Consider the following 22,840-nt stretch of genomic DNA (forward strand, 5'->3'; position numbering starts at 1 on the left):
CCACCTGATCGTTCCCGCTTGGCTACCCTGCGCGATATGGCGAAGGAGATCCGGGCCGATCCCGCAGCGCTGAGCGATCTGGCGGACGCCAGCCTGGCCGCGGCCGAGCGGCTCGGCGACCAGTTCCGCGGCGGCTACCGGCACCTGCCGCTGCCCGCGTCGACCTTCGGCACCCTCGGCGGCGGCGCGGCCCTGCACGGCACGTGCGGCCTGGTCCTGACCGACGCCCAGAACGCGATCACGACGCTGGTCGCGGTCCTGGAGGGCGACGCGGACCGGCTGCTGCGCACGGCGTTCGCGTACCACGCCGCCGACCGCCATGCCGACCTGCGCATGGGCGACTCCCGCGGAGCGTCGGCATGACGCCCCTCCGGCGGCGCGGTGCCGACGCGCCGGCTCCGCCGCGCGGCGGGAGGGCCGCCGCTGCGGTGCGGCAGCGGGACAGGGCGCCTGGCGCGCCGGATTCGCAGCGCGGCGGAGGGCGCTGCGAATGGGCCACCAGGGCGGCGCGACTGCCGGGCGCAGCGGCGCGACTGCCGGGCGCAGCGGCGCGACTGCCGGGCGCAGCGGCGCGACTGCCGGGCGCAGCGGCGCGACTCGCGCGGCGGCGATCGCGGCGCAACGCTCTGCCGAGGGCTCGACGGGGCGCGGGCGCGGCAGCGCGCGAGCGACGCGGCCGGGGCAGGGGTGGCGGCGTGAGGACGGCGGTGGCCGAGGCGATCGTGGTCGACGACCTGTGGCGCATCGGGGCGCGGCCCGAGCTGCTCGACGCGGCGGCCGGCGTGTGGCGGGCGGCCGGCCGGGACGCGGCCGCGGCGCTGGCGATGCTGGACGCGGCGGCCCGGCCGGTGACCGGGGCCGGCTGGGCCGGGGACGCCGCCGACAGCTACCAGTGGCACCGCGGCCGGCTCGGCCGGGACCTCGACACGGTCGCCCGGGCGGCGCCGGAGGTCGCCGGGCGGTTCGAGGCGATGGCCGCGCTGCTGCGCCGCGGGCAGGACCTGCTCGACGAGGGCTGGCGCGGGATCGCCGCGCTGGTGCCGCACCGGCGGGGCGACGACGGCGTCCGGTTCAGCCCGGCGGACGAGGACCAGGCCGGCGCGGTCGGGCGGGCTGTCGCCGACGCGCGGGCGATCCGGGCGGAGGTCGTGCAGGCGCTGCTGGTCCACGACACGGCACTGCGGGCCGGCCGGCCCCGGTGGGTGTTGGTCGCGAACGGCTGGGGCGAGGTCGCCGCGGGGCGTGCGGAGGGGTGGCTGGCGGCCGCCGAGCCGGCGGGCGACCTGGACGTGATCATGGCCGGCAGTGTCGTGGTCGACGCCGGGTCCGGCGGTGACGTGGTGACGGTGCGGACCGAGGCCGACGGGAGCCGGATCGTGCTCGTCGGCGGGGTGCCGGTGCGGGTGCCGGCCGGTGCTCGGCTGGTGGTGCGGGCCGGCGCCGGCGACGACGTCGTCCGGGTGGAGGGTGCCGGCGCGGTCACCGTGCTCGGCGGCGCGGGCGACGACACCATCGAGGGCGGCGCGGGCGACGACACGCTGATCGCCGGCGCGGGAGCCGACACGGTCCGCGCGGGCGCCGGCGACGACCTGGTGAGCCTCGGGCCGTGGCGGGGCGGTGCCCAGGCGCACGCCGAGACCGCCGAGCTCGGCGACGGCGACGACCGGCTCTGGGGCAGCGCCGGTGCCGAGCGGGCCGACGGCGGTGAGGGCGCCGACCTGCTGTTCGGCGGCGCCGGTGACGACGTGATCAGCGCTGGCGGCGGCAACGACACCGTCGACGGCGGCGAGGACGGCGACCGGCTGGCCGGCGAGGGCGGCGACGACACGCTGTTCGGCGGCGAGTCGGCCGACTACCTCGACGGCGGCGCGGGCGACGACCACCTCGACGGCGGCGAGGGCGGCGACGTGCTCTACGGCCTGTCCGGCCGGGACACCCTGGCCGGCGGCGCGGGCGAGGACCACCTGGAGGGCGGCACCGGCGCGGACGTCCTCGACGGCGGGGCCGGCCAGGACGTGCTGTCCGGCGGCGGCGGCGACGACGTGCTGATCGGCGGTGCCGGCGATGACGTCGTGTACTGCGGTGCCGGCGCCGACGTGGTGCGCGGCGGTGAGGGCGCCGACACGGTGTACGGGCAGGGCGGGGACACCGCGGCGGGGGTCGAGACGCTGGTGTCGGTGTCCGCGTCGGGCGGGCTGGACGGCTTCGTGCGCATCCAGGGCGACGCCGGGTTCGTCGAGCGCGTCCAGGCCGACCTGGAGCTGCTCAGCGCCTCCCCCGACGGCCGGCAGATGCTCGCCGCGCTGCAGGCGACGGGCACGCCGGTCGTCATCCAGCCGGAGGCGGGCGACAACGGCCACGCGCTGCCCGGGTCGCCGCCGGTGGTGCGGTACAACCCGGCGTGGGGCGGCGTGCAGGAAGGGCGGCCGCCGGTGGTGACCCTGTTCCACGAGCTGGCGCACGTGTACGACTTCACGCACCGCACCACCGACTCCCGGCCGTACAACGGCGGCAGCGGGCGCGACGTGGACAGCCACGGCGACCCGGTGGTCAACGCCGAACGGCAGGCGACCGGGTTGCCGATCGACGACGACGGTGACCCCGCGACCGCCAACCGGATCGACCCGCGGCATCCGGTCGAGCTCACCGAGAACGGCCTGCGGGCGGAGATGCACCTGCCGCACCGCGACACGTACGGCAACCCCTGACCGGCGCGGCGCCGGACGGGCGCCGCGCCGCGGGGTCAGAACAGCGGGCGGGCGATCAGGTACGCGACGGCGGCGATCGCCCCCGCGGCCGGGAAGGTGAGGACCCAGGCGATCAGGATGTTGCCGGCCACGCTCCACCGCACCGCGGTGAGCCGCTTGGTCGCGCCGACACCCATGATCGCCGAGGTGATCGAGTGCGTGGTCGAGATCGGCAGGCCGAGCCACGACGTGGTGAACAGCACACCCGAGGCGACGGTCTCGGCGGCGAAGCCCTGCGGCGGGTCGAGGTCGATGACCTTGCGGCCCAGCGTGCGGATGATCCGCCAGCCGCCGGAGTACGTGCCCAGCGCCAGCATCGTCGAGGAGGTCCAGAACACCCACTCCGGGATGTGGCTGGTGTTGTCCTGGTAGCCGCCGGCGTACAGGGCGAGCACGACGATGCCCATGGTCTTGGCGGCGTCCTGCATGCCGTGGCCGACCGACATCGCCGCGGCGGAGAGGGTCTGCGCGTAGCGGAATCCCTTGTTGAGCTTGCGCGGGTTGCCGTTACGGAAGATCCACATGATGGCGATCATCATGATGCCGCCGAGCGTGAAGCCGACCAGCGGCGAGGCCACCATCGGCACGACGACCTTCTCCACGATGCCGGCCCAGAGCACGGTGGCGCCCTCGACGTCGAAGAGCATGGCGCCGAGGGAGGCGCCGACCAGGCCGCCGACCAGGGCGTGCGACGAGGAGGAGGGGATCCCGAAGTACCAGGTGATCAGGTTCCACGCGATGGCGCCGACGACGCCGGAGAACACGATGCCGAGGCCGCTCATGCCGGTCGGCGGGCTGATGATGCCGCTGCCGACGGTCTTGGCCACGGCGCCGCCGAGGTGCGCGCCGGCGAAGTTGCCGAGCGCGGCCATGATCAGGCCGGTGCGCGGGCTGAGCGCCCGGGTGGATACGGAGGTCGCGATCGCGTTGGCCGCGTCGTGGAAGCCGTTGGTGTAGTCGAACACCAGCGCCACGAAGATGACGGCCAGCACGGCGACGAGCTGGGCGCTGATGTCACGACTCCTTGACGACGATGGTCTCGACCGTGTTGGCCACGTGCTCGAAGGCGTCACAGGCGGCCTCGAGCTCGTCGACCACCTCTTTCATCTTGAGCACGGTGAGCGCGTCGTACTCGCCGGAGAAGAGCCGCACGAGCAGCATGCGGTACGCGTTGTCGCCCTCGTTCTCCAGGCGGTTGCACTCGACCCAGTACTCCTCGAGGTTCTTCATGGTCTTCAGCCGGGGCATGGCGTCCGCGGTGAGGCGGGCCTGCTGGTCGAGGACCTTGACGATCTCGTGCAGCTCACGGGGCAGCGACGGCAGCTTGGTGAGGCCGTACAGGTACAGCAGGCTGCCGACCGCCTCGAGGTGGTCCATCACGTCGTCCAGCAGCGAGCCGAGCCGGTAGATGTCCTCCCGGTCGAACGGCGTGATGAAGCTGGAGTTGATCTTCTTGTAGAGCGCGTGCGTGATGGCGTCGCTGTCGTGCTCGACCTCGATCAGTCGCTCGCTGACCGTCTGCACGTCGACGCCCGGAAGCGCGAGTTCGGACAGCAGCTCCGTGCCCTTGACCAGGTTCCCCGCTGCGCGGGTGAAGAAGTCGTAGAACGAATCGTCGCTGGGACGCAGCCTCAAACGCACAGCCTGACCTCGAGACGTGAACGAAATCCGCGAGTAACCGGTTGGTCCTCGGCGGGAATGCTAGATCCCGGCGCTGAGCTCGGCTGAACCGCAGTCCACAACCCATGTGCAGTTCATCTTTCGTTCAGCTGCTGTTCATCTTGTACCGCCACCCGGCGCGGCTCCGCCCGGTGCTTGCGCTCCCGGTTGACCGGTTTGCGCAGAAATCGGGCGAGGGCGCCGCGGTGGCGGCTGGCGATCAGGTCGGCCCCGGCGGCGCGCAGCTCCCGCCAGAACGCCGTCCGCGCCCCCCGCGGGTCCTCGGGCACGTCGACGAACCGGACCCGCCGCCCGCCGGCGTGCGCGGTCCCGACGAGCGACCGCAGGATGTGCCGCGCCTCGGCGGGGAACTCGTCCCACTCCTCCCGCGGGTCCCAGCCCAGCCGGGCCCCGAGCGCCTCGGTGACCAGTGGCGCGACGGTGACCGGCAGGCCGCCGGGCTCCAGGTCGGCGAAGCGGCCCTCCAGGAACGCGTACCGCTCGTACGCGCCGAGCAGGTCCGCGCGCGACCAGTACGGCCCGGTCAGCACCACGGTGATCGCGCCGGGCACGACCCGCCCGCCGACGAACGTGGTGAACAGCTCCGCCCTGGTGCGCAGCAGCTGGTGGAGGACCTCGTACTCGGGGCGGGCGCTGGGCGGCGGCGCGCCGCGCTGGTGCGGCGGGCGGCCGGCCCGCGCGCCGGGGGCCGGGTCGGCGTGCACGAGCAGCAGGAACGGCTCGGCCCGGCGGGGGTGGACGCGCGCGAGCGGGCTGGCCGCGACCAGCGCGGCCAGGGGTTCCAGGACGGCGTTCTCGAACGCCGGCGCCGGCTCACCGTCGGGCATGGGGCAGTCCAGCCGCAGGACGGGCGGCCTGGTGTCGCCGTCGAGGCGTACGGCGACCTCGACGCCGGCGAAGCCGGCGCGCACGGCGGCGCGGACCGGGTCGGCGGGGCCGTCGACCGCGACGAGGAGGCCGTCGGCGAGGTACGGCCGGCCCCGCCGCGCCCTCGCCGCGGCGAGCGCACCCATGGCCGCGAGCCCAACCAGCCCGCTGGCGACCGTGGCCAGACCGTTGCTCATTCCCAAATGGTATGTAACGTACATATCGCCCGGGTGGGAAACGCCCTGCTTGAATGGGTGCCGTGGGCGACGAGTTCAGCGCGTATCGCGGGCATCTGTTCGGGGTGGCGTACCGGATGCTCGGCACCCGCGCCGACGCGGAGGACGTGGTGCAGGAGGCGTGGCTGCGCTACGCCGGTGCGGACACCTCCGGCGTCGCCGACCTGCGCGCCTGGCTGACCACCGTCACGGGGCGGCTCTGCCTCGACCACCTGCGCGCGGCGAAGGTGCGCCGGGAGGCGTACGTGGGGCCGTGGCTGCCCTCCCCGCTGGTCGAGCGGCTGCCCGACCCGGCGCAGGTGGACCCGGGCGAGCGGGTGTCGTTCCGCGACAGCGTGAGCACCGCGCTGCTGCTGGTCCTGGACGCGCTGACCCCGGAGCAGCGGGTGGCCTTCGTGCTGCACGACGTGTTCGCGGTGCCGTTCGCGGAGGTGGCGGCGACGCTCGGGACGACCACCGAGAACGCCCGGCAGCTGGCCTCCCGCGCGCGCCGGGCGGTGGCCGACGGCGAACGCCGGCACACGACGGACCGGGCCAGGCAGGAGCAGGTGCTCGCGGCCTTCACCGCGGCGGCGGCCGGCGGCGACCTCGACGCGCTGCTCAAGGTCCTCGCCCCGGACGTGGTCGCGCTCGGCGACGGCGGTGGCGTCGGACCCGCGGCGCGCCGCCCGATCGTCGGGGCCCTGGCCGTGGCACGCTTCGTGCACGGGCTCTACCGCAGGGCGTTGCGGCAGGGGTACGAGGTGCGCCCCGCGCTCGTCAACGGCGACCTCGGGCTGCTCGTGCGGATGCCGGCCACCGGCGAGACCGTGGTCACCAGTTTGGCGGTCAGCCCCGACGGCCTGCTCACCGGCCTGTACAACCAGCTCAACCCGGTGAAGATCGGTCTACTGGACGAGTTCTAGCCAGTCGAGGTACCGGTGGCCGAACGGCTCCGTGCGCTGCGTCACCGCGCCGAAGAGCCACTCCGCGCTGGCCTGCGCCTCGGCGATCACGTCGGGCGGGTAGGAGTACTTGACCTGGTGCGCGGCGAACTCGTCCTCGTCGAGCAGCTCGATCGTGCCCGCGCGCCGGCGCCGCACGTCGAGATCCAGGTCGATCATCGTGACCTCGGTATCCTCGATCCAGTGCGGCACCGTCGTGATGTCGCAGTAGATCTCGGTGCGGTGCGGCACGGCGTTGAAGCACGCCGTCCACCAGGCCTGCCGCGGGAAGAGCAGCACGTGCGGCGCCTCGACCGGACCGGTGCGCAGCGGGCCGCGGTGCACGATCGTGCCGCTGTCGGCGCCGACCCAGATGCCGTGGTCGTCCTCGCCGAGCAGCCTGGTCTCGTAGTTCCAGTGCAGCGATCCGTCGAACTTCCGGTAGACCACCCGCACCTGTGTCATGTGCCCACAGTACTGATCGTGGTCTCGTCGGCGGGTTTCTGTCGTACCGAGGCGGTAGCTTCTTGGCGTGACTGCCACGCTTCCCGCTCAGCGCACTTCCGATCTTCTCGCCGCCGCCGTCGGGGCGGTGCCCGGCGGCATGGAGCGGCCCGGGCAGCAGAAGATGGCCGAGGCGATCGCCACGGCGGTCGAGCGGGAGGAGCACCTGCTCGTGCAGGCCGGCACCGGCACCGGCAAGTCGCTGGCCTATCTCGTGCCGTCGCTGCTGGTCGACGGCCCGGTAGTGGTGTCGACCGCCACGCTCGCCCTGCAGTCGCAGCTCGTCGACCACGACCTGCCCCGGCTCGCCGACGCGGTGGAGCCGCTGCTGAAGCGGCGCCCGACGTTCGCCGTGCTCAAGGGCCGCCACCACTATCTCTGCCTGGCCCGCCTGGAGGGCACGTCGGCGGAGGAGCCCGACGACGGCCTCTTCGACGTCGGTGAGGCGAAGCCCACCCGGTGGCTCGGCGAGGCCGGACGGCTCGGCAAGCACATCGAGCGCCTCCGCGACTGGGCGATGGAGACCGACACCGGCGACCGTGACGAGCTCGACCCGGGCGTCGACGACTCGGCGTGGAAGCTCGTGTCGATGCCGGCGCGGGAGTGCGTCGGCGCGGCCCGCTGCCCCTATGGCGCCGAGTGCTTCGCCGAGGCGTCCCGGGCCCGGGCCCGGGAGGCCGACATCGTCGTCACCAACCACAGCCTCCTCGCCGTCGACATGCTCAGCGGTCGCATGATCATCCCGCCGCACAAGCTGCTCGTCGTCGACGAGGCGCACGAGCTCGCCGACCGCGTCAGCTCCGCCTCGCAGGCCGAGCTGACCCCGGAGCTGCTGGAGCGGGCCGCCCGCCGCTGCCGCTCCTACGTCGACGACGACGTCGCCGACCGGCTCATGGAGGCCGGCGACACGCTCACCGTCGCGCTCGCCGACGCCCCCGCCGGCCGCATCACCGGCGGCCTGCCTCCCGTGCTCGGCGAGGCCCTCACCCTGCTCGACGGCGGCGGCCGCAAGGCGCTCGACGCCATCGGGGAGGTCAAGGCCGACGACGCCGACCCGGTCCGCAAGCAGCAGGCCAAGACGATGGTCGGCGACCTCACGAAGATCGCCCAGCGCATCCTGTCCGGCTCCGAGCACGACGTCACCTGGATCGAGCGCGACGACCGGGGCCGCCGCGCGGTGGTCGTCGCGCCCCTGTCGGTCGCCGGCACCCTCAACACCCACCTGTTCCACGAGCGCACGGTCGTGGCCACGTCGGCGACCCTCGCTCTCGGCGGCCAGTTCGACACCGTGGCCCGCTCCCTCGGCCTGCCCGTCACCACCCCGTCGCCGGCCCTCGCCACCGGCGCCTCCCCCGCCGAGGCGGCCCGCGAGGCGGTCGTGCGCGCCGCCGCCGCCCGCGACGAGGCGGACCTGGCATGGAGCTCGCTGGACGTCGGATCCCCGTTCGACTATGCCAAGCAGGGCATCCTCTATGTCGCCGCGCACCTGCCCCGCCCGCAGACCTCGGGCCTGTCCGACGCCGCGGCCACCGAGATGGTCGAGCTCGTCCAGGCCCTCGGCGGCCGGACCCTGGGCCTCTTCTCGTCCCGCAAGGCCGCCGAGCGCGCCGCCGAGGTGCTGCGCGCCCGCGCCCCGGGCATCACGATCCTCCTGCAGGGCGAGGAGTCCCTGCCCATCCTCGTGCGCAAGTTCCGCGACGACCGCAACAGCTGCCTGCTCGGCGTCATGTCCCTCTGGCAGGGCGTCGACGTGCCCGGCGACGCCTGCCAGCTCGTCATCATCGACCGCCTCCCCTTCCCCCGCCCGGACGAGCCCCTCGCCGCCGCCCGCTCCGCCGCCGTCGACGCCTCCGGCGGCTCGGGCTTCGCCGCCGTCAGCGTGCCGATCGCCGCGGTGCGCCTGGCCCAGGGCGTCGGCCGGCTGATCCGGGCCCGCACCGACAAGGGCGTCGTGGCCGTCCTGGACTCCCGCCTGGAGACGGCCCGCGGCTACGGCCCCTACCTGCGCGCCTCCCTGCCCCCGTTCTGGTACACCACCAAGCCCGACCTGGTCCGCGGCGCCCTCCGCCGCCTGTCCGCCACGTGAGCGCCCGGCCCTGACCGCCCGGCCCTGACCGCCCGGCCGCGGACGCCGGCTGTCTCGAGGCGGCTGTCGCCAACGGCGCGTCTTCGGGACGGCGGCCGCCCCGTCGGACCGGTCGTGACAGCGGACCGCAGCAGGGCGGCAGGAGTCGGGACACGGGCACCGGCCGCCCGACGATGCGGCGAGATCGGCGCCACGACCGCGCCAGGCGGCAGCTACCTCGGACCGCGACCACCACCGGACCGCAGTCTCGCCTGGACGGTCGCGAACTTCGACATCAGCCCCGACGCGGCCTCGCCATGAGGCCGAGCCACAGGTTCGACCGCCGTGCGGGCCGCACCATCGGAGCACGCGCCGTCCTGCCGGGCGCCGCGGCCGGGCGCTCGACCTCTCCTGCGGCGCCGGCTCCCGCGGGGTCAGTCAGCGGAGATGATGACCGAGTCGGGTGGGGGTTCGTTGCGGTTCTGGACCAGGTGGCGGATGCCGGTGTTCAGCACGGCGACCAGGGGCACCGCGACCAGGGCGCCGATGATGCCGGCGAGGACGACGCCGGTGGAGATGGCGACGATGACGGCGAGCGGGTGCACCGACACGGCGCGGCCCATGATCAGGGGCTGCAGGACGTGGCCCTCGAGTTGCTGGACGGCGATGACGCCGATGAGGACGACGAGGGCGCTGATGGGGCCTTCGTCGACGAGGGCGACCAGGACGGCGACGGCGCCGGAGACGGTGGCGCCGATGATGGGGACGAAGGCGGCCAGGAAGACCATGGTGGCCAGGGGGAACCAGAAGTCCACGTCGATGATGACCAGCAGCAGGCCGATGCCGAGGGCGTCGATGAAGGCGACCAGCACCGTGGCGCGGACGTAGGCGACCAGGGTGTGCCAGGCGGCCTCGCCGGCGCGGCGGATCGGGTCCCGGGCCGGGGTGGGCAGGACACCGGTGAGGAAGAGCCAGATGCGGTGGCCGTCACGCATGAAGAAGAACGTGACGAAGAGCACCAGCAGGAGCAGGGCGAAGAACTCGATGGTGGCGGTGGCGGTCGACACGGCGCTGTCGGTGAGGGTGCCGCGGTTGTCGTTGAGCCAGTTGGTCGCGGCGTCGAAGGTGGCGTCGAGCTGGCTGCCGTTGAGGTGCAGGGGGCCGGTGGTGAGCCAGTCCTGGATCTGGTTGACGCCGTCGGAGGCCTTGTCGGCCAGGGCCGGGAAGCCGTCGACGAACTCGGTGACGACGAGGGTGAGCACGCCGGCGACGGCGGCCAGGCCGGTGATGAGCACGAGGAACGCGGCCAGGGACGGTGGCAGCCGCACGCGGCGGCGCAGGAAGCCCATCATCGGCGCGAGCAGCGCGGACAGCAGCAGCGCGATGCTCAGCGGGATGAGCACGGTGCGCAGCCGGCCGACCAGCCACAACAACACCGCGAGGGCGGCGACGAGCACCAGCAGCCGCCACGACCAGGCGGCGGTCAGGCGCAGGCCGCGCGGGATCTCGGCGTCGTCGCGGCTCATCGTCGACGGGTGACCGGGGTCGAGCGGGGGCGGCGGCGGGGGCGGTGGGGCTTCCTCCAGCACGGGCGGGGTGGCCGCGGCGGCCTCGCGTTCGAGGCGGGCCTTTTCGAGGCGTTGCTCGTACGCCCGGCGGAGGTTGATCCGCACCTGATCGAACCGGCCCACGGAACCCCCTTCGACATCGCCAGCGGAGTCTTCACCGTAGTCCGGGTCCCGCGGCGATGGCACGTACCCAGGCGGTAGCGTCGCAACCGTGACAGCCCAGCCAGCCGCCGGTTACCCGACGGCCACCACCCAGCCCGCCGCGTCCGACGTGGACGAGGGTCTGCCGATCCGGTTGCTGCACGACCGGGTCCTTGTCCGGCTCGAGGGAGCCGAGGGTGAGCGCCGGCACGCGTCCGGCATCGTCATCCCGGCGACGGCGTCGGTCGGGCGGCGCCTGTCGTGGGCGACGGCGGTCGGGGTGGGGCCCAGCGTGCGCTCGATCGTGTCCGGCGACCGGGTGCTGTTCGACCCCGAGGACCGGTCCGAGGTGGAGCTGCAGGGCCGCGACTACGTGCTGCTGCGCGAGCGTGACGTGCACGCCGTCGCGGCCCGCCGGGTCGAGCCGGACTCGACCGGTCTCTACCTGTAGGGGTACGGGTAGCCGGCGTACATCGGCACGGGCGGCGGGGGCGGCGGCACCACGACCGGCACCGGCACGACGGGGGTGGGCGGGGCGGCGAGCACCCGGACCATCCCGTCCGGGAAGGTGATGTGATACCGGCTGCCGTCCCACACCGCGTGCGGCGCCTGAGGATCGCGGCCGACGAAGACCTGCCGGTACGCGGCGAGCGCGGTGAGCAGCTGCCGCTCCTCGGCGAGCGCCTCCATGCGGCGGGCCGGTGTGGTGTCCAGGCCGCGGTGCAGGCCGTCGCGGAGCAGGGCGAGCTTCGTCGCGTCGAACTGGAACGCCCGCATCGCCTTGGCGCCCGGGTCGCCGGCGACCCGCTTGGCCCAGCGGCGGGCGGACAGCCGCCGGCCGAGCGTGCCGAGCGCGGCCACCTCCGGCGGGGAGAACCAGCCGGCCCGCGAGTACTCGGTGAGCATCCGCTCGGTGAGCTTGCCCTCGTTGGACCGCTGCCACAGGGCGAAGCCGACCATGCACAGGAAGATCGGCATCATGACGGCGAAGTAGCCGTACAGCAGCACCCAGGCGCTCGCGGACGCGATGACGGACATGGCGTTCCACGACCCGTGCAGCAGCATCGCGAGCAGCAGCCCGGCGATCGGGGCGAGCCAGCGCACGGCCTTCGTCGAGCTGCGCGACGCGATGCCGAGCCCGATGCCGGTCATGGACGTGAAGAGCGGGTGCGCGAAGCCGGTCATCAGGATGCGCACCACGAAGATGGCGACGAGGGCGACCGCGCCGTTGACCGGGCCGGCCTCCTCGGCGGTGTCGGCGTAGCCCTTGAAGCCGAGGTACAGGATGTTCTCGACCATCGCGAAGCCGGTCGCGGACAGTCCGCAGTAGACGATGCCGTCGATCAGGCCGGAGAACGCCCGCGGCCGCCGCCAGAACAGCAGGATCGGCCCGAGGGCCTTCATGCTCTCCTCGATGAGCGGCGCCACCAGCACCGCGACGATCGCCTCCGACAGGCCGAGCCGGTCCGCGAGCACCCCGCCGGCGGTGTTGACCACCAGCGCGACGGCGGTGGCCACGCAGGCGCCCCAGCCGAAGACGAAGACGAGATACCGGATGGGCTCCGGCTCGTACCGGTCGAGCCACAGGAAACAGAAGACCAGCAACGGCACGGGGATGACCGCGGCGGCGACCCCGATGACGAGCGCGGTCCATCCGCCGCTGAACCCGAAGAACGCCAGCAGCGCCACGCCGCAGGCCGCGATGCCGCCCATGACGCCGATGAGCGTCAGGAGCCGGCGGCGGTCGGAGCGCTTGGCGGGCGGCGCGGCGGCCAGGGCGAGGGCGGCGGTCGGGTACCGCTGCTCGCCGGTGTCGGGCGCGGAGTCCTCTGTGACGTTCGGCACGACCTCGGCACTGGCGGCGTGCCAGTCCTGCACCGACGGCTTGCCCAGCCCGACCGGGCCGTCCCCCGCCGCCGAGCCGGCCAGCGGCCCGGCCCAGGGCGACCGCTGCGCTGCTGGCGGCGCCGGCACGGCATCCGCGCCCGGCTGCGCGGACGGGCCACCGGGCCCGGACGCCGGTGGCGTGACGGCATCGGGGTTGCCGGGATCCGTCGGCGTCCCACCCGGCGGGAGTGCGGTCATGGAGCAACCTTATCCGCGATATCGTGAGCGCAGGTCATGAGTGCCAGCGCACAGCCCCGGCTTGCTGGCCGGCAACCCTCGCGTTCGCGGCGGGGTGCCCCGGGTGATGACACGGTCCGGCACGCGGCGTGCCGGGCAAGCGCGAGCGGAGGACTCTGCCATGTCCACGATCCTGTCCCCCGGTGATGTGAAGCTGCGCGACGGTCGCAGCGTCGACTTCGCCAACCTCGACGTCGCCGCGACCGCCCCGTGCCTGCGGGTCGTCGCCGACACCGTCGCCGAGCTCCTGCCGTTCTACGGCAGCGTCCACCGCGGTGCCGGTGCCCTGTCCGAGCGGTGCACCCGGGAGTACGAGCAGGCCAGGGAGACCGTCGCGGACTTCCTCGGCGGCCGCGACGGCGACACCGTCATTTTCACCCGCAACACCACCGACGCACTGAACCTGCTGGCCAGGGCGGTGCCGCCGGACTCGACGGTGGTCACGTTCGACGCCGAGCACCACGCGAACCTGCTGCCGTGGCGGCGCACGGTGCACCTGGAGGCGCCGCGCTCGCCGCAGGAGGCCGTCGCGGCGCTGGAGCGGGCCCTGCGCCGGCAGCGGCACGGCCTGGTCAGCGTGACCGCGGCGAGCAACGTGACCGGCGAGGTCTGGCCCGTCGCCGCGCTGGCCGAGGTGGCGCACCGCCACGGTGCCCGGATCGCGGTCGACGCGGCGCAGCTCGCCCCGCACGCGCCGGTCGACCTGACGGCGCTCGGCGCGGACTACGTCGCGTTCTCCGGCCACAAGCTGTACGCGCCGTTCGGCGCCGGGGTCCTCGCCGGCCGCGCCGACTGGCTGGACGCGGCCGAGCCGTACCTGGCCGGCGGCGGGGCCAGCGCCAACGTGGACGGCAGCTGCGCCGTCGACGGCGGCGTCAGCATCGGCGGGCCGGACCGGGGCATCGGCGTGCGGTGGGCCACCGGCCCGGCGCGGCACGAGGCGGGCACCCCCAACCTGCTGGGCGCGGTCGCGCTCGCCGCCGCGTGCCGGGCCCTCGCCGCCGAGGGGCATCGCGAGCAGGCCGAGCGGGCGCTCGTCGCCCGGCTGCGGGCCGGGCTGGCCGAGCTGCCGCACGTGGAGGAGCTGCGGCTGTTCGGCCCCGACGCCGAGCGGGTCGGGATCGTGTCGTTCGCGGTGCTCGGCGAGGACCCCGGCGAGCTGGCCACCAGGCTCGGCCGGGACCACGGCATCGGGGTGCGGACCGGGCTGTTCTGCGCGCACCCGCTGACCCGGCGGCTGCTGGCGGAGGCGACGGCCCGGCTCGACCGGTCCGCGCCGGTGCCGGCTCAGGCGGTGCGGGCCAGTTTCGGGCTCGGCACGACCGAGGCGCACATCGACCGGCTGCTCGACGCGCTGCGGCGCCGCTGAGCCGCGGCCGGCGTCAGTAGCGCTCCTCGTACGCCTGCCGCGAACCGCACACCGAAGCCCGGCTGCACGAACAGCGCGACCCGTCGGCGTCCATCCGGACGGTGACGGAGTCGCGCGGCACGCTGTGCCCGACGACCCGGCCCTCACCGTCCGGTGTGGACACCCGGGTGCCGACGGCCGGGGCGGTGGCCTGGAACTGCTGGTACAAGGGATGCTCGTACTTCAGGCAGCACATCAGCCGGCCGCAGGCGCCGGAGATGCGCAGCGGGTTGAGCGGCAGGTCCTGGTCCTTCGCCATGCGGATGGTGACCGGCTCGAAGTCGTTGAGGAACGTCGCGCAGCACAGGTCACGGCCGCACGATCCGATGCCGCCCTGCACGCGGGCCGAGTCGCGCGCCGAGAGCTGGCGCAGCTCCACCCGGCAGTGCAGGGTGGCGCCCAGGTCCCGTACCAGCGACCGGAAATCCACCCGATGGGGTGCGGTGAAGTAGATCGTGGTCCGGGCGCCCTGGCCGCCGGACTGGTCCAGCACGTGGTCCACCGCGACGACCTTCATCGGCAGCTCGTGGTCGCGGATCAGCTTCTTCGCCGCCACCTTGGCCTCGGCCTTGCGCTTGCGCAGCAGCTCGTCGCGGCGCAGGTCCTCGTCGGCGGCCATCGCGACCAGGCGCGGGAAGCCGTCGGTGTCCTCGCTCACCCACTGCGCGGCCCAGACGCACTCGGCGACCTCGGGGCCGTCGTCGGTCGGGACCAGCACCCGGTCCCCCACGCCCGGGCGGAACTCACCCGGGTCGAAATAGAACAGCCGCCCGTAGCGATTGAAGCTCACCGCGCACAGCATGCCCATGGGTTGCACAGTAACGCGGGTCACTGCCAGTTCCATATGCCCTGCGGCTATCGCCCTGGAAAGTCCATTTTGGTGTACCCCGTAGCTATTCCAACTACTTCGTCGTTACTAGTGCGGATGAGCCCGCAAAACGGGCCGTAACTCCGGCCGGAAAGGGCTCGTTGGGGGCAGCAGTGGCACGCCCCCCGGCGAGCCACCCCCGTACTCCCGGTCTCGGAGGACCTCAAGCATGACGTCTCCTGTTGCTTCCGCATGCCCGAAAACAGCCCGGACCTTTGCCGCCCTCGCCGCAACGGCGCTGGTCGCAGCGTTGAGCCCGGTCGCGTTAGCGGCACCGGCGGGGGCGGCACCGGCCGACGCGGCCTGCCCGGAGGGCTTCGGTGCCACCGCCGCCAGCAGTACCCTCGCGCTGGGGCGCATCGACCTGCGTGCCGCCGGCCTGTCCAACACGGTCCTGCCCGAGCTGCGGGTGGCGACCACCCATTCGGGTGTCGCCGGTGGTGCGCTGCGGGCCGCCGCCGACGCCCGTTACCTCCGCAGCAGCGGCGACCTGCCGGCCGGGGTGCTCGGGCCGCGGGCGTACCAGCAGGCGCCGCCCTCCCACGACCAGCCCGACACCGTGAACGTCGCCGGCGTCGACCTCGGCGCGCTGCGGCTCGGCGCCGGCGGCCTGCGCGCCCAGGCGTCGTGGAAGGACGCCGGGCGTTGCACCACCGCCGACGGCCCGCGCGCCGCGTCGTCGGCCACGCTGGCCGGGCTGACCGTGCTGCCGGGCCGCGACGGCCGGGCGCTGCTGCGGATCAACGCCGTCGAGAGCGCCACGGTCACCGGTGTCGGCTCGGCGGGTGGCCGGCCCGCCGCGACCGCCGCCGCCACCGGCGGCATCGCCGACTTCAAGCTCCTCGACCACGGCCCCTCCACCATCGGGGTCCGCGTGGTCAGCCCGCCGTCGCTGCGCGTGCTGGCCGGCGCCACGAAGACGGTCGACTACACCGCTCCCGTCCTGGAGATCACCGTCCCCGGCCAGGCGCCGACCCGGGTGTCGTCGGCGGGCTCGCACGTCGACGTGGTGGTGCCGGTCGACGCGGCGAGCACCGAGGCCGCCGCGGACCTGGCCCGCACCGAGAACCTCCCGCTGCTGGGCGGCCTGCCGCTGCTGGAGCTGCTGACCGGCGTCACCGGCGCGCTGTCCGGCACGGTGGGCGGCGCGGCCGCGGTCGTGCCGGGCGTGGACCTCAACGGCGTGCTGGGTGCGCTGCCCGGCCTGCCGGCCGTGGGTGGCCTGCTCGGCGCCACTCCTCCCACCGAGTCGTCGTCCTCCTCGACGCCGGCGCGGGTGGTGGTGCTGCGGGTCGAGCTCGGCGCGGTCGAGAAGCAGTTCAGCTCCACCGGCGTGTACGCGAAGGCCGCGTCGGTGCGGGTCAAGCTGATCTCCCGCTCCACGTGGAAGTCCACCGGCGGGTACGGCCACGGCGGCTCCGGCCCGGCGGACCAGACGGCGCTGATCGACCTGGGCGTATGCACGCTGGAGACCGCCGCCGCGGCGCCCAAGGCCCCGGCCGGGCCCGGCTCGACCACCACGCCGTCGGACTCCGACGGCGGCTACGGGCCGGACGACGACGATGACGACGACGGCTACGGTCACCACGGCGGCGGCGGCGGTACGGGCGGCACCGGCGGCGGCAGCACCAGCGGCGGTGGCACCGGCCTTCCCGTCACGGGAAGCAACGTGGCCCTGATGCTCGGCGGTGGCGTCCTGCTGGTTGTCGGGGGCCGGCTCCTGCAGATCCTGGCGCGCCGCAGGGCGGCCTGAGAGACCCCTTCGCCGCCCGTGCAGTCCGTTCGCGGACTGCCCGGGCGGCGCTGTTTTTGCTGGTGGCGGGGCTGTGGATAACAGCCTGTGGATAACTCGGGAGGTTATCCACAGGCTGGGGACAGTGGTTTGCGCTGGGGCGTGGCCACCGCGATGCTGGTGGGGACGGGGCGCTTCGGCGGCAGGGCGCCGCCGGGCGCTGGCCGCCAGGGAGACGGCCGGGTGGTGGTGAGAGCGGCCGGGCGGTGAGAGCCGGCCCGACGCCCTTGGGGCGCTGCGCAGGGGTGGATGGCGAGGGCCCGCGGCCGGGTTGGGGCAGCGGCGGGCTCAGCAGTGGGTGGCGAAACTCGGCGCGCGGGTGGGCGGCCGATGTCAGCGGCGGGGGCTGGCTGCGATCCGGCGAGGGTGGCGAGGCGACGCCAGATGGCCAGGCGACGCCCAGATGGGCAGGCAACGCCAAGGGGGCAGGCAACGCCAAGGGGGCAGGCGACGCCAAGGGGGCAGGCGACGCCAGGTAATGACGGGGGCTTGGTCAGGCGGCCACGGGGGCGTGCTGGCGGCGGAGTTCGGCGGCGAACTGTCCGGCGGCGGTGGCGATGCGTTCGGCGCCGAGGATGGCCTGTTCCCAGGTGCCGCAGAGGCCGGAGCCGAACTCGATCTGCACGTCGCCGTCGTCGACCAGGAGGATGGGGTCGCCTTCGTCTTCGGTGATGACGGTGCGGATGGCGCGCAGGTCGAGGGTGACGATGGGGAAGAGTTCGTCGTCCATGGTTGGCTCCGATCGGCCTGCCGGATGCACCGGGGAAGCGGGACTCCAGGAGAAGGGGTGTTACACCCCCGGAACAGCGGGAACAGCAGGGAAAGGGTGCTGTGCCGGGTTCTGGATGGGGTGCGACGCCGTGCGGCTCGCAGCGTCGTGGGACGGCGCCGCACCCCGGACTGGGTGGCGCGAAACCGGACCGCCCAGCCCGGTCCCGCGCCTGGCGCCAACATTAGCAGTAGTAGCCATAAGGCCACAATCTCTGTTGCCGATTGGCCTTCATATGGTCGCGGTCATGATCTCCCGGAGTTCGGGCCTGGCACTCTATCTGCAGGTTGCGGACGCGATCCGGCAGAAGATCGTCAGTGGTGAGATGGCTCCGGGGAGCCTGTTGCCCTCGGAGAAGTATCTGGCCGAGGAGTATGACGTCGGCCGGGACACGATCCGCGACGCCATGGCCTATCTGCGCAGTGAAGGGCTCGTCGAGAGCAAGCGGGGCTACCGCAGCCGCGTGCGGACGAACGCGCCGCGCGAGCGGATCTGGTTGCACCAGGGCGAGGTCGTGTGGGCGCGCATGCCCACTCCGCAGGAGAAGAAGGAGCACGGCCTCGGTGACGGGGTGCCCGTGCTGGTGGTGGGCGACAAGACGTACCCCGCGGACCGCTTCGAGTTCGGCCGCGAGTAAGGCACCGCGTAAGCGCCGCAGCAAGGCACCGCGTGAGCGCCGCCAGCAAGACGCCGCGTGAGCGCGGTCAGTAAGACGCCGTGCCCAGGCGACGCGCGGGAAAGCAACCCCACCGGCGTGCCCGCGGCAGTAACACGGATCACCCGTAATTGACTTGGCGAACTCCGCCCCGCGAACCGATGCTTGTGCCAAGCAAGTATCTGTGCGCAGAGGACGAGGGGCCGTGGACGAGGACGCCGAGCAGGCCGAGCATGCCGAGCATGCCGCCATCGGGCGGCAGGTGGGGCGGTTCATCCGCCTGTCGGAGCGGCTCTTCGCCACGCTCAAGTGGAGTGACGCGGGGCGGGGGCTCGAGCGGCCGGCGTACATGCTGCTGAGCCGGATCGCGGTCGACGGGCCGTTCCGGCTGTCGGCCCTGGCCACCGACGTCGCGCTGGACCTGTCGACGGTCAGCCGGCAGATCGGTGCCCTGGAGGCGGCGGGGCTGGTGCGTCGCGCGACGGATCCGACCGATCGCCGGGCGAGCCTGGTGGAGGTCACCGACCTCGGGCGGGACGTGTTCGAGGAGAACCGGGCCCGCTGGATCGCCATCTGGCAGGAGTTGCTCGCCGGGTGGACGCCCGAGGAGCGCCAGATCTTCGCCGCACTCTTCACGCAACTCAACCAATCGCTCGCCGAAAGGTTGCCCAGCACCGAAAAAGGCACCACCTCCGAAAGGGACGCTCGATGACCACCGTCGCGCCGCCGGAACAGGCCCGGCCGCAACTCGCCCATCGGCAGATCATGCTGCTGATGGGTGGCCTCATGACCGGGATGCTGCTGGCCGCGCTCGACCAGACCATCGTGGGCACCGCACTGCCGACCATCGTCGGTGAGCTCGGTGGGCTGGACCACTACTCGTGGGTCGTCACGGCGTACCTGCTCGCGTCGACCGCGTCGACCCCGCTGTACGGCAAGATCAGCGACCTGTACGGGCGCCGGCCGGTGCTGCTGTTCGCCATCTCGACGTTCCTGGTCGGCTCGCTGCTGGCCGGCATGTCGCAGAACATGACCCAGCTGATCGCGACCCGCGCGCTGCAGGGCATCGGCGCCGGCGGTCTCATGACGCTCGCGTTCACCATCGTGTCGGACGTCGTCGCGCCCCGGGAGCGGGCCCGGTACCAGGGCCTCTTCGGCGCGGTGTTCGGCATCTCGTCGGTGGCCGGGCCGCTCGTCGGCGGCTACTTCGCCGAGACGGACTGGCGCTGGATCTTCTACATCAACGTGCCGCTGGGCGTGTTCGCGCTGTACGTGTGCAGCCGGGTCCTGCGGCTGGTGCCGCACACCCGCCGCGACCACAGGATCGACTACCTGGGCGCGACGCTCATGGTGGCGGCGGTCAGCTCGTGGCTGCTGGCGCTGTCGTGGGGCGGCAACGAGTACGCGTGGGGCTCCCCCACCATCCTCGGCCTGCTCGCCGCGGGCGCGGTGCTGACCGCGCTGTTCATCGTCGCCGAGGGGCGCGCCGAGGAGCCGATCCTGCCGCTGCGGCTGTTCAAGCGGGCGACGTTCTCCCTGGCCAACACCGCGACGTTCATCCTGGGCTTCGCGATGTTCGGCTCGATCATCTATGTCCCGCTGTACCTGCAGATCGTCAAGGGCGCCTCGCCGACCCGTTCCGGCCTGCTGATGCTGCCGATGATGGCGGGCGTGATCGTGACGTCGATCGTGGCCGGCCGGGTGATCAGCAGGATCGGCCGGTACAAGTGGTTCCCGGTCGCCGGCACCGTCATCATGGGCGGCGGGCTGCTGCTGTTCACCACGCTGCAGGTCGACACGCCGCTGTGGCAGGCGTTCATCTACATGACGGTGATCGGCGTCGGGCTCGGCATGGCGATGCAGCCGCTGATCCTCGCCGTGCAGAACGCGCTCGACCTGCGCGACATGGGCGCGGGCACCAGCGCGGCCACGTTCTTCCGCTCGCTGGGCGGCTCGGTCGGCGTCGCCGCGCTCGGTGCGGTCATGAACAGCAAGCTGTCGGAGCAGATGAGCGGCAGCGGCATGGCCGGCGTGTCGATCAACGCCCCGGCCGAGGTCCGCAAGCTGCCGCCGCAGATCCTCGCCGCGGTCGAGCACGTGTTCGTCAACGCGCTGCACCCGGTGTTCCTCGCCGCGGCGGTCGTCGCGTTCGTCGGCACCGTGATCACGATCGCGCTGCCGGACAGGCCGCTGCAGGGCGGCACCGCGCCGGCCGAGGCGGCGAGCGAGGAGGACGCCGCCGCCGAGATGGAGGCCAAGGCCGCGGCGTTCTGACCGGACGCTCGAAGAGCACTCAGGAACCCCGGAGCTACTCACCAGTAGCTCCGGGGTTCCGTTGTGAGCCAGGGCACATTAGCGTGCAGTACATGCGCAGCACGATGATGCAGACACCCCTGCTGATCTCCCGAATTCTGCAGCACGGCGCCACCGTCCACGGCGACTCCGAGGTCGTCACCTGGACCGGGACCGACGCCGGTGCGAGACATACCTCATACGCCGAAGTGGGCCGCCAGGCCGCCCGGCTGGCCCACGCCCTCCGCGACGACCTCGGCGTCACCGGCGACGAGCGGGTCGGCACCTTGATGTGGAACAACGCCGAGCACCTGGTGGCCTACCTGGCCGTGCCGAGCATGGGCGCCGTGCTGCACACCCTCAACCTGCGGCTCTTCCCCGAGCAGCTGATCTACATCGCCAACCACGCCGAGGACCGGGTCGTCATCGTCGACTCGACGCTGATCCCGCTGCTGGCCAACGTCCTGCCGCAGCTGAGCACGATCCGGCACATCGTGGTGGTCGGCGACGGCGACGACGCGAAGCTGCAGAAGGACGGCGTGACGGTGCACCGCTGGGATGCCCTGCTGGCCGGCAGGCCCGACACGTACGACTGGCCGGTGCTGGACGAGCACGACGCCGCCGCCCTGTGCTACACCAGCGGCACCACCGGCAACCCGAAGGGTGTCGCGTACTCCCACCGCTCCATCTACCTCCACTCGATGGAGGTGTGCATGGCGGAGAGCTTCGGGCTCGGGCCGAAGGTGCGCGACCTGTGCATCGTGCCGATGTTCCACGCGATGGCGTGGGGCCTGCCGTACGCGGCCATGATGAGCGGCGCCTCGCTCATCATGCCGGACCGGTTCCTGCAGGCCGCGCCGCTGGCGCAGATGATCGCGGCGGAGCGGCCGACGTTCGCCGGCGCCGTGCCGACGATCTTCACCGACCTGCTCGCGTACCTGGACGCCAACCCGACCGACACGTCCTCGCTGAAGGAGGTCGTCATCGGCGGCTCGGCCTGCCCGCCGGCGCTGATGCACGCGTACTCGGAGCGGCACGGCATCGAGGTCATCCACGCCTGGGGCATGACGGAGATGTCACCGCTGGGGTCGGTCGCCCGCGAGCCCGCCGGCGTCGACGGTCCCGAGGCGTGGGCGTACCGCTACACCCAGGGCCGCATCCCGGCCGGCGTGGAGGGGCGCATCGTCGGCCCGGCCGGCGAGGTCATGCCCAACGACGGCAAGGCGGTCGGCGAGCTGCAGGTCCGCGGCCCGTGGATCACCGCGCAGTACATCGGCGAGGACGGCCCGGACCCGGACAAGTTCGAGGACGGCTGGCTGCGCACCGGCGACGTCGGCACCCTGTCGCCGAACGGCTTCCTCACGCTCACCGACCGCGCCAAGGACGTGATCAAGTCCGGCGGCGAGTGGATCAGCTCGGTGGACCTGGAGAACGCCCTCATGGCCCACCCGGCCGTCCTGGAGGCGTGCGTCGTGGGCGTACCGGACGACAAGTGGGGCGAGCGCCCGCTCGCGACGATCGTGCTGCGGGAGGGCACCACCGTCGACGCCGCCGAGCTGCGCGAGTTCCTCGGCGACAAGGTCGCCAGGTGGCAGCTGCCGGAGCGCTGGTCGTTCATCGCCGAGGTGCCGAAGACCAGCGTCGGCAAGTTCGACAAGAAGCGGGTCCGGGCCGACTATGCCGGCGGTGGGCTCGAGGTGGTACAGATCAACGGATGAACCGGACGGCGAAGATCGCGCTGCTCGTCTCGGGCGCGGTGCTCGCCTGCCTGATCGCCTGCTGTGGTGTGGCCCTGGCGCTGCGTGACTGGGTGCCGGGGCTCACCGGGTGCGAGGACGTCAACACGCCGACCAAGACCGGCGTCATCACCCAGAAGGTCCGCATCGAGCAGATGTGGCCGCAGCTCGCCCCGATCCAGGACGTCCACTGGCAGGAGCACGAGGCGCGGGCCCGGTCCTGCCCGGAGATCGGGCCGATGGACTACACCATGGACGGCTTCGCGGTCATCACCGCCGAGCGGGCCGCCGCGCTGCCGGCGACGCAGCCCGCGGCGACGCCGCAGGTGCCGGAGGACCTGCGGCCCTACGCCCCCGCCGCCCCGTCCTGGCTGCGCGTCGACGGCACCGACCTGCTGCTGGACCGGGCGACGGCGACGGTGTACTTCACCCACACCACCAGCTGAGCCCGCACCGCCAGCCGAA

At 73.3% G+C, this 22,840-nt stretch carries 20 protein-coding genes and 1 riboswitch; of the genes, 12 read left to right on the forward strand and 8 right to left on the reverse strand.

Translation table 11 applies throughout. The features are described from left to right. Positions 1-36 precede the first annotated feature (36 nt). Positions 37-363: a hypothetical protein gene (locus OP18_RS35370; protein WP_033363486.1), complete on the forward strand. Its 327-nt coding sequence runs from the start codon at positions 37-39 to the stop codon at positions 361-363. A 332-nt stretch (positions 364-695) separates the two neighbouring features. Further along, entirely contained in the window at positions 696-2,708 is a 2,013-nt protein-coding gene (locus OP18_RS53520; protein WP_156090024.1) for a M91 family zinc metallopeptidase, read from the forward strand. Positions 2,709-2,743: 35 nt separating this feature from the next. Here the strand turns inward: OP18_RS53520 and OP18_RS35380 are convergent, their stop codons facing one another. From OP18_RS35380 to OP18_RS35390, 3 genes are all read right to left on the reverse strand, one after another. Continuing rightward, the gene (locus OP18_RS35380) at positions 2,744-3,760 is read right to left on the reverse strand and encodes an inorganic phosphate transporter (protein WP_033363619.1); all 1,017 of its coding nucleotides are present in this window, start codon (positions 3,758-3,760) and stop codon (positions 2,744-2,746) included. A 1-nt stretch (position 3,761) separates the two neighbouring features. Continuing rightward, entirely contained in the window at positions 3,762-4,388 is a 627-nt protein-coding gene (locus OP18_RS35385; protein WP_033363487.1) for a DUF47 domain-containing protein, read from the reverse strand. A gap of 113 nt (positions 4,389-4,501) precedes the next feature. Further along, positions 4,502-5,491, reverse strand: coding sequence for a PI-PLC domain-containing protein (locus tag OP18_RS35390; protein ID WP_033363488.1), 990 nt, complete (start codon positions 5,489-5,491; stop codon positions 4,502-4,504). Positions 5,492-5,544: 53 nt separating this feature from the next. Here OP18_RS35390 and sigJ point away from each other — a divergent pair, with 53 nt between their 5' ends. Then, positions 5,545-6,435, forward strand: coding sequence for an RNA polymerase sigma factor SigJ (gene sigJ, locus OP18_RS35395; RefSeq protein WP_033363489.1), 891 nt, complete (start codon positions 5,545-5,547; stop codon positions 6,433-6,435). On the opposite strand, the gene OP18_RS35400 is transcribed toward sigJ, so the two are convergent. After that, entirely contained in the window at positions 6,418-6,918 is a 501-nt protein-coding gene (locus OP18_RS35400) for a DUF402 domain-containing protein (protein WP_033363490.1), read from the reverse strand. The two genes, sigJ and OP18_RS35400, sit on opposite strands and share 18 nt — an antisense overlap. Positions 6,919-7,057: 139 nt before the next feature. On the opposite strand from OP18_RS35400, the gene OP18_RS35405 reads away from it, so the two are divergent. Further along, positions 7,058-9,043 carry an ATP-dependent DNA helicase gene (locus tag OP18_RS35405; RefSeq protein ID WP_081971402.1) on the forward strand — a complete coding sequence of 662 codons (1,986 nt, stop codon included), beginning with the start codon at positions 7,058-7,060 and terminating at the stop codon, positions 9,041-9,043. Positions 9,044-9,456: 413 nt separating this feature from the next. On the opposite strand, the gene OP18_RS35410 is transcribed toward OP18_RS35405, so the two are convergent. After that, positions 9,457-10,713: an AI-2E family transporter gene (locus OP18_RS35410; protein WP_033363492.1), complete on the reverse strand. Its 1,257-nt coding sequence runs from the start codon at positions 10,711-10,713 to the stop codon at positions 9,457-9,459. 148 nt (positions 10,714-10,861) lie between these two features. Between OP18_RS35410 and OP18_RS35415 the strand changes: the two genes are divergently transcribed. Continuing rightward, positions 10,862-11,182: a GroES family chaperonin gene (locus OP18_RS35415; RefSeq protein ID WP_033363620.1), complete on the forward strand. Its 321-nt coding sequence runs from the start codon at positions 10,862-10,864 to the stop codon at positions 11,180-11,182. Here OP18_RS35415 and OP18_RS51535 read toward each other — a convergent pair. Further along, positions 11,173-12,816: a PrsW family intramembrane metalloprotease gene (locus OP18_RS51535; protein ID WP_052387805.1), complete on the reverse strand. Its 1,644-nt coding sequence runs from the start codon at positions 12,814-12,816 to the stop codon at positions 11,173-11,175. The genes OP18_RS35415 and OP18_RS51535 overlap by 10 nt on opposite strands. 32 nt (positions 12,817-12,848) lie before the next feature. Beyond that, positions 12,849-12,964, forward strand: a riboswitch (SAM riboswitch). 12 nt (positions 12,965-12,976) lie between these two features. On the opposite strand from OP18_RS51535, the gene OP18_RS35425 reads away from it, so the two are divergent. Continuing rightward, entirely contained in the window at positions 12,977-14,224 is a 1,248-nt protein-coding gene (locus OP18_RS35425; RefSeq protein ID WP_033363493.1) for an aminotransferase class V-fold PLP-dependent enzyme, read from the forward strand. 13 nt (positions 14,225-14,237) lie between these two features. Here OP18_RS35425 and OP18_RS35430 read toward each other — a convergent pair whose 3' ends face one another. Beyond that, the gene (locus OP18_RS35430) at positions 14,238-15,071 is read right to left on the reverse strand and encodes a PSP1 domain-containing protein (protein ID WP_033363494.1); all 834 of its coding nucleotides are present in this window, start codon (positions 15,069-15,071) and stop codon (positions 14,238-14,240) included. A gap of 310 nt (positions 15,072-15,381) precedes the next feature. Between OP18_RS35430 and OP18_RS35435 the strand changes: the two genes are divergently transcribed. Further along, a complete protein-coding gene (locus OP18_RS35435; RefSeq protein WP_033363495.1) occupies positions 15,382-16,884 on the forward strand; it encodes a hypothetical protein in 1,503 nt (500 codons plus the stop codon). A gap of 532 nt (positions 16,885-17,416) precedes the next feature. On the opposite strand, the gene OP18_RS58830 is transcribed toward OP18_RS35435, so the two are convergent. Beyond that, positions 17,417-17,653 (reverse strand): hypothetical protein, encoded by a 237-nt coding sequence (locus OP18_RS58830; protein WP_033363496.1) that lies wholly within the window; start codon positions 17,651-17,653, stop codon positions 17,417-17,419. Between the two features lie 286 nt (positions 17,654-17,939). Between OP18_RS58830 and OP18_RS58835 the strand changes: the two genes are divergently transcribed. The 5 genes from OP18_RS58835 to OP18_RS35465 all read left to right on the forward strand — a co-directional run bounded on the left by OP18_RS58835 (position 17,940) and on the right by OP18_RS35465 (position 22,821). Further along, positions 17,940-18,329, forward strand: coding sequence for a GntR family transcriptional regulator (locus OP18_RS58835; RefSeq protein WP_033363621.1), 390 nt, complete (start codon positions 17,940-17,942; stop codon positions 18,327-18,329). A gap of 223 nt (positions 18,330-18,552) precedes the next feature. After that, complete coding sequence (locus OP18_RS35450) at positions 18,553-19,059, forward strand: MarR family winged helix-turn-helix transcriptional regulator (protein WP_052387807.1); 507 nt, start codon at positions 18,553-18,555, stop codon at positions 19,057-19,059. After that, positions 19,056-20,621 carry an MDR family MFS transporter gene (locus tag OP18_RS35455; protein ID WP_033363497.1) on the forward strand — a complete coding sequence of 522 codons (1,566 nt, stop codon included), beginning with the start codon at positions 19,056-19,058 and terminating at the stop codon, positions 20,619-20,621. The genes OP18_RS35450 and OP18_RS35455 overlap by 4 nt, the downstream gene beginning before the upstream one ends. Positions 20,622-20,728: 107 nt before the next feature. Next, on the forward strand, positions 20,729-22,357 hold the full coding sequence (locus OP18_RS35460; protein ID WP_211273771.1) for a fatty acid--CoA ligase: 1,629 nt from the start codon (positions 20,729-20,731) through the stop codon (positions 22,355-22,357). Then, positions 22,354-22,821 (forward strand): hypothetical protein, encoded by a 468-nt coding sequence (locus tag OP18_RS35465; protein WP_033363498.1) that lies wholly within the window; start codon positions 22,354-22,356, stop codon positions 22,819-22,821. Before OP18_RS35460 ends, OP18_RS35465 begins: the two co-directional genes overlap by 4 nt. Positions 22,822-22,840 lie beyond the last annotated feature (19 nt).

The sequence above is a fragment of the Dactylosporangium aurantiacum genome, from assembly GCF_000716715.1.
GTDB lineage: Bacteria > Actinomycetota > Actinomycetes > Mycobacteriales > Micromonosporaceae > Dactylosporangium > Dactylosporangium aurantiacum.

What these genes read in the sequence shown, in the direction of transcription:
- OP18_RS58830 (WP_033363496.1), bottom strand. Translation starts at nt 17,653, where the DNA reads ATGGACGACGAACTCTTCCCCATCGTCACCCTCGACCTGCGCGCCATC.
- OP18_RS35405 (WP_081971402.1), top strand. Translation starts at nt 7,058, where the DNA reads ATGGAGCGGCCCGGGCAGCAGAAGATGGCCGAGGCGATCGCCACGGCG.
- OP18_RS35400 (WP_033363490.1), bottom strand. Translation starts at nt 6,918, where the DNA reads ATGACACAGGTGCGGGTGGTCTACCGGAAGTTCGACGGATCGCTGCAC.
- OP18_RS35390 (WP_033363488.1), bottom strand. Translation starts at nt 5,491, where the DNA reads ATGAGCAACGGTCTGGCCACGGTCGCCAGCGGGCTGGTTGGGCTCGCG.
- OP18_RS35460 (WP_211273771.1), top strand. Translation starts at nt 20,729, where the DNA reads ATGCAGACACCCCTGCTGATCTCCCGAATTCTGCAGCACGGCGCCACC.
- OP18_RS35425 (WP_033363493.1), top strand. Translation starts at nt 12,977, where the DNA reads ATGTCCACGATCCTGTCCCCCGGTGATGTGAAGCTGCGCGACGGTCGC.
- sigJ (WP_033363489.1), top strand. Translation starts at nt 5,545, where the DNA reads ATGGGTGCCGTGGGCGACGAGTTCAGCGCGTATCGCGGGCATCTGTTC.
- OP18_RS35370 (WP_033363486.1), top strand. Translation starts at nt 37, where the DNA reads ATGGCGAAGGAGATCCGGGCCGATCCCGCAGCGCTGAGCGATCTGGCG.
- OP18_RS35465 (WP_033363498.1), top strand. Translation starts at nt 22,354, where the DNA reads ATGAACCGGACGGCGAAGATCGCGCTGCTCGTCTCGGGCGCGGTGCTC.
- OP18_RS51535 (WP_052387805.1), bottom strand. Translation starts at nt 12,816, where the DNA reads ATGACCGCACTCCCGCCGGGTGGGACGCCGACGGATCCCGGCAACCCC.
- OP18_RS58835 (WP_033363621.1), top strand. Translation starts at nt 17,940, where the DNA reads ATGATCTCCCGGAGTTCGGGCCTGGCACTCTATCTGCAGGTTGCGGAC.
- OP18_RS35430 (WP_033363494.1), bottom strand. Translation starts at nt 15,071, where the DNA reads ATGGGCATGCTGTGCGCGGTGAGCTTCAATCGCTACGGGCGGCTGTTC.
- OP18_RS35455 (WP_033363497.1), top strand. Translation starts at nt 19,056, where the DNA reads ATGACCACCGTCGCGCCGCCGGAACAGGCCCGGCCGCAACTCGCCCAT.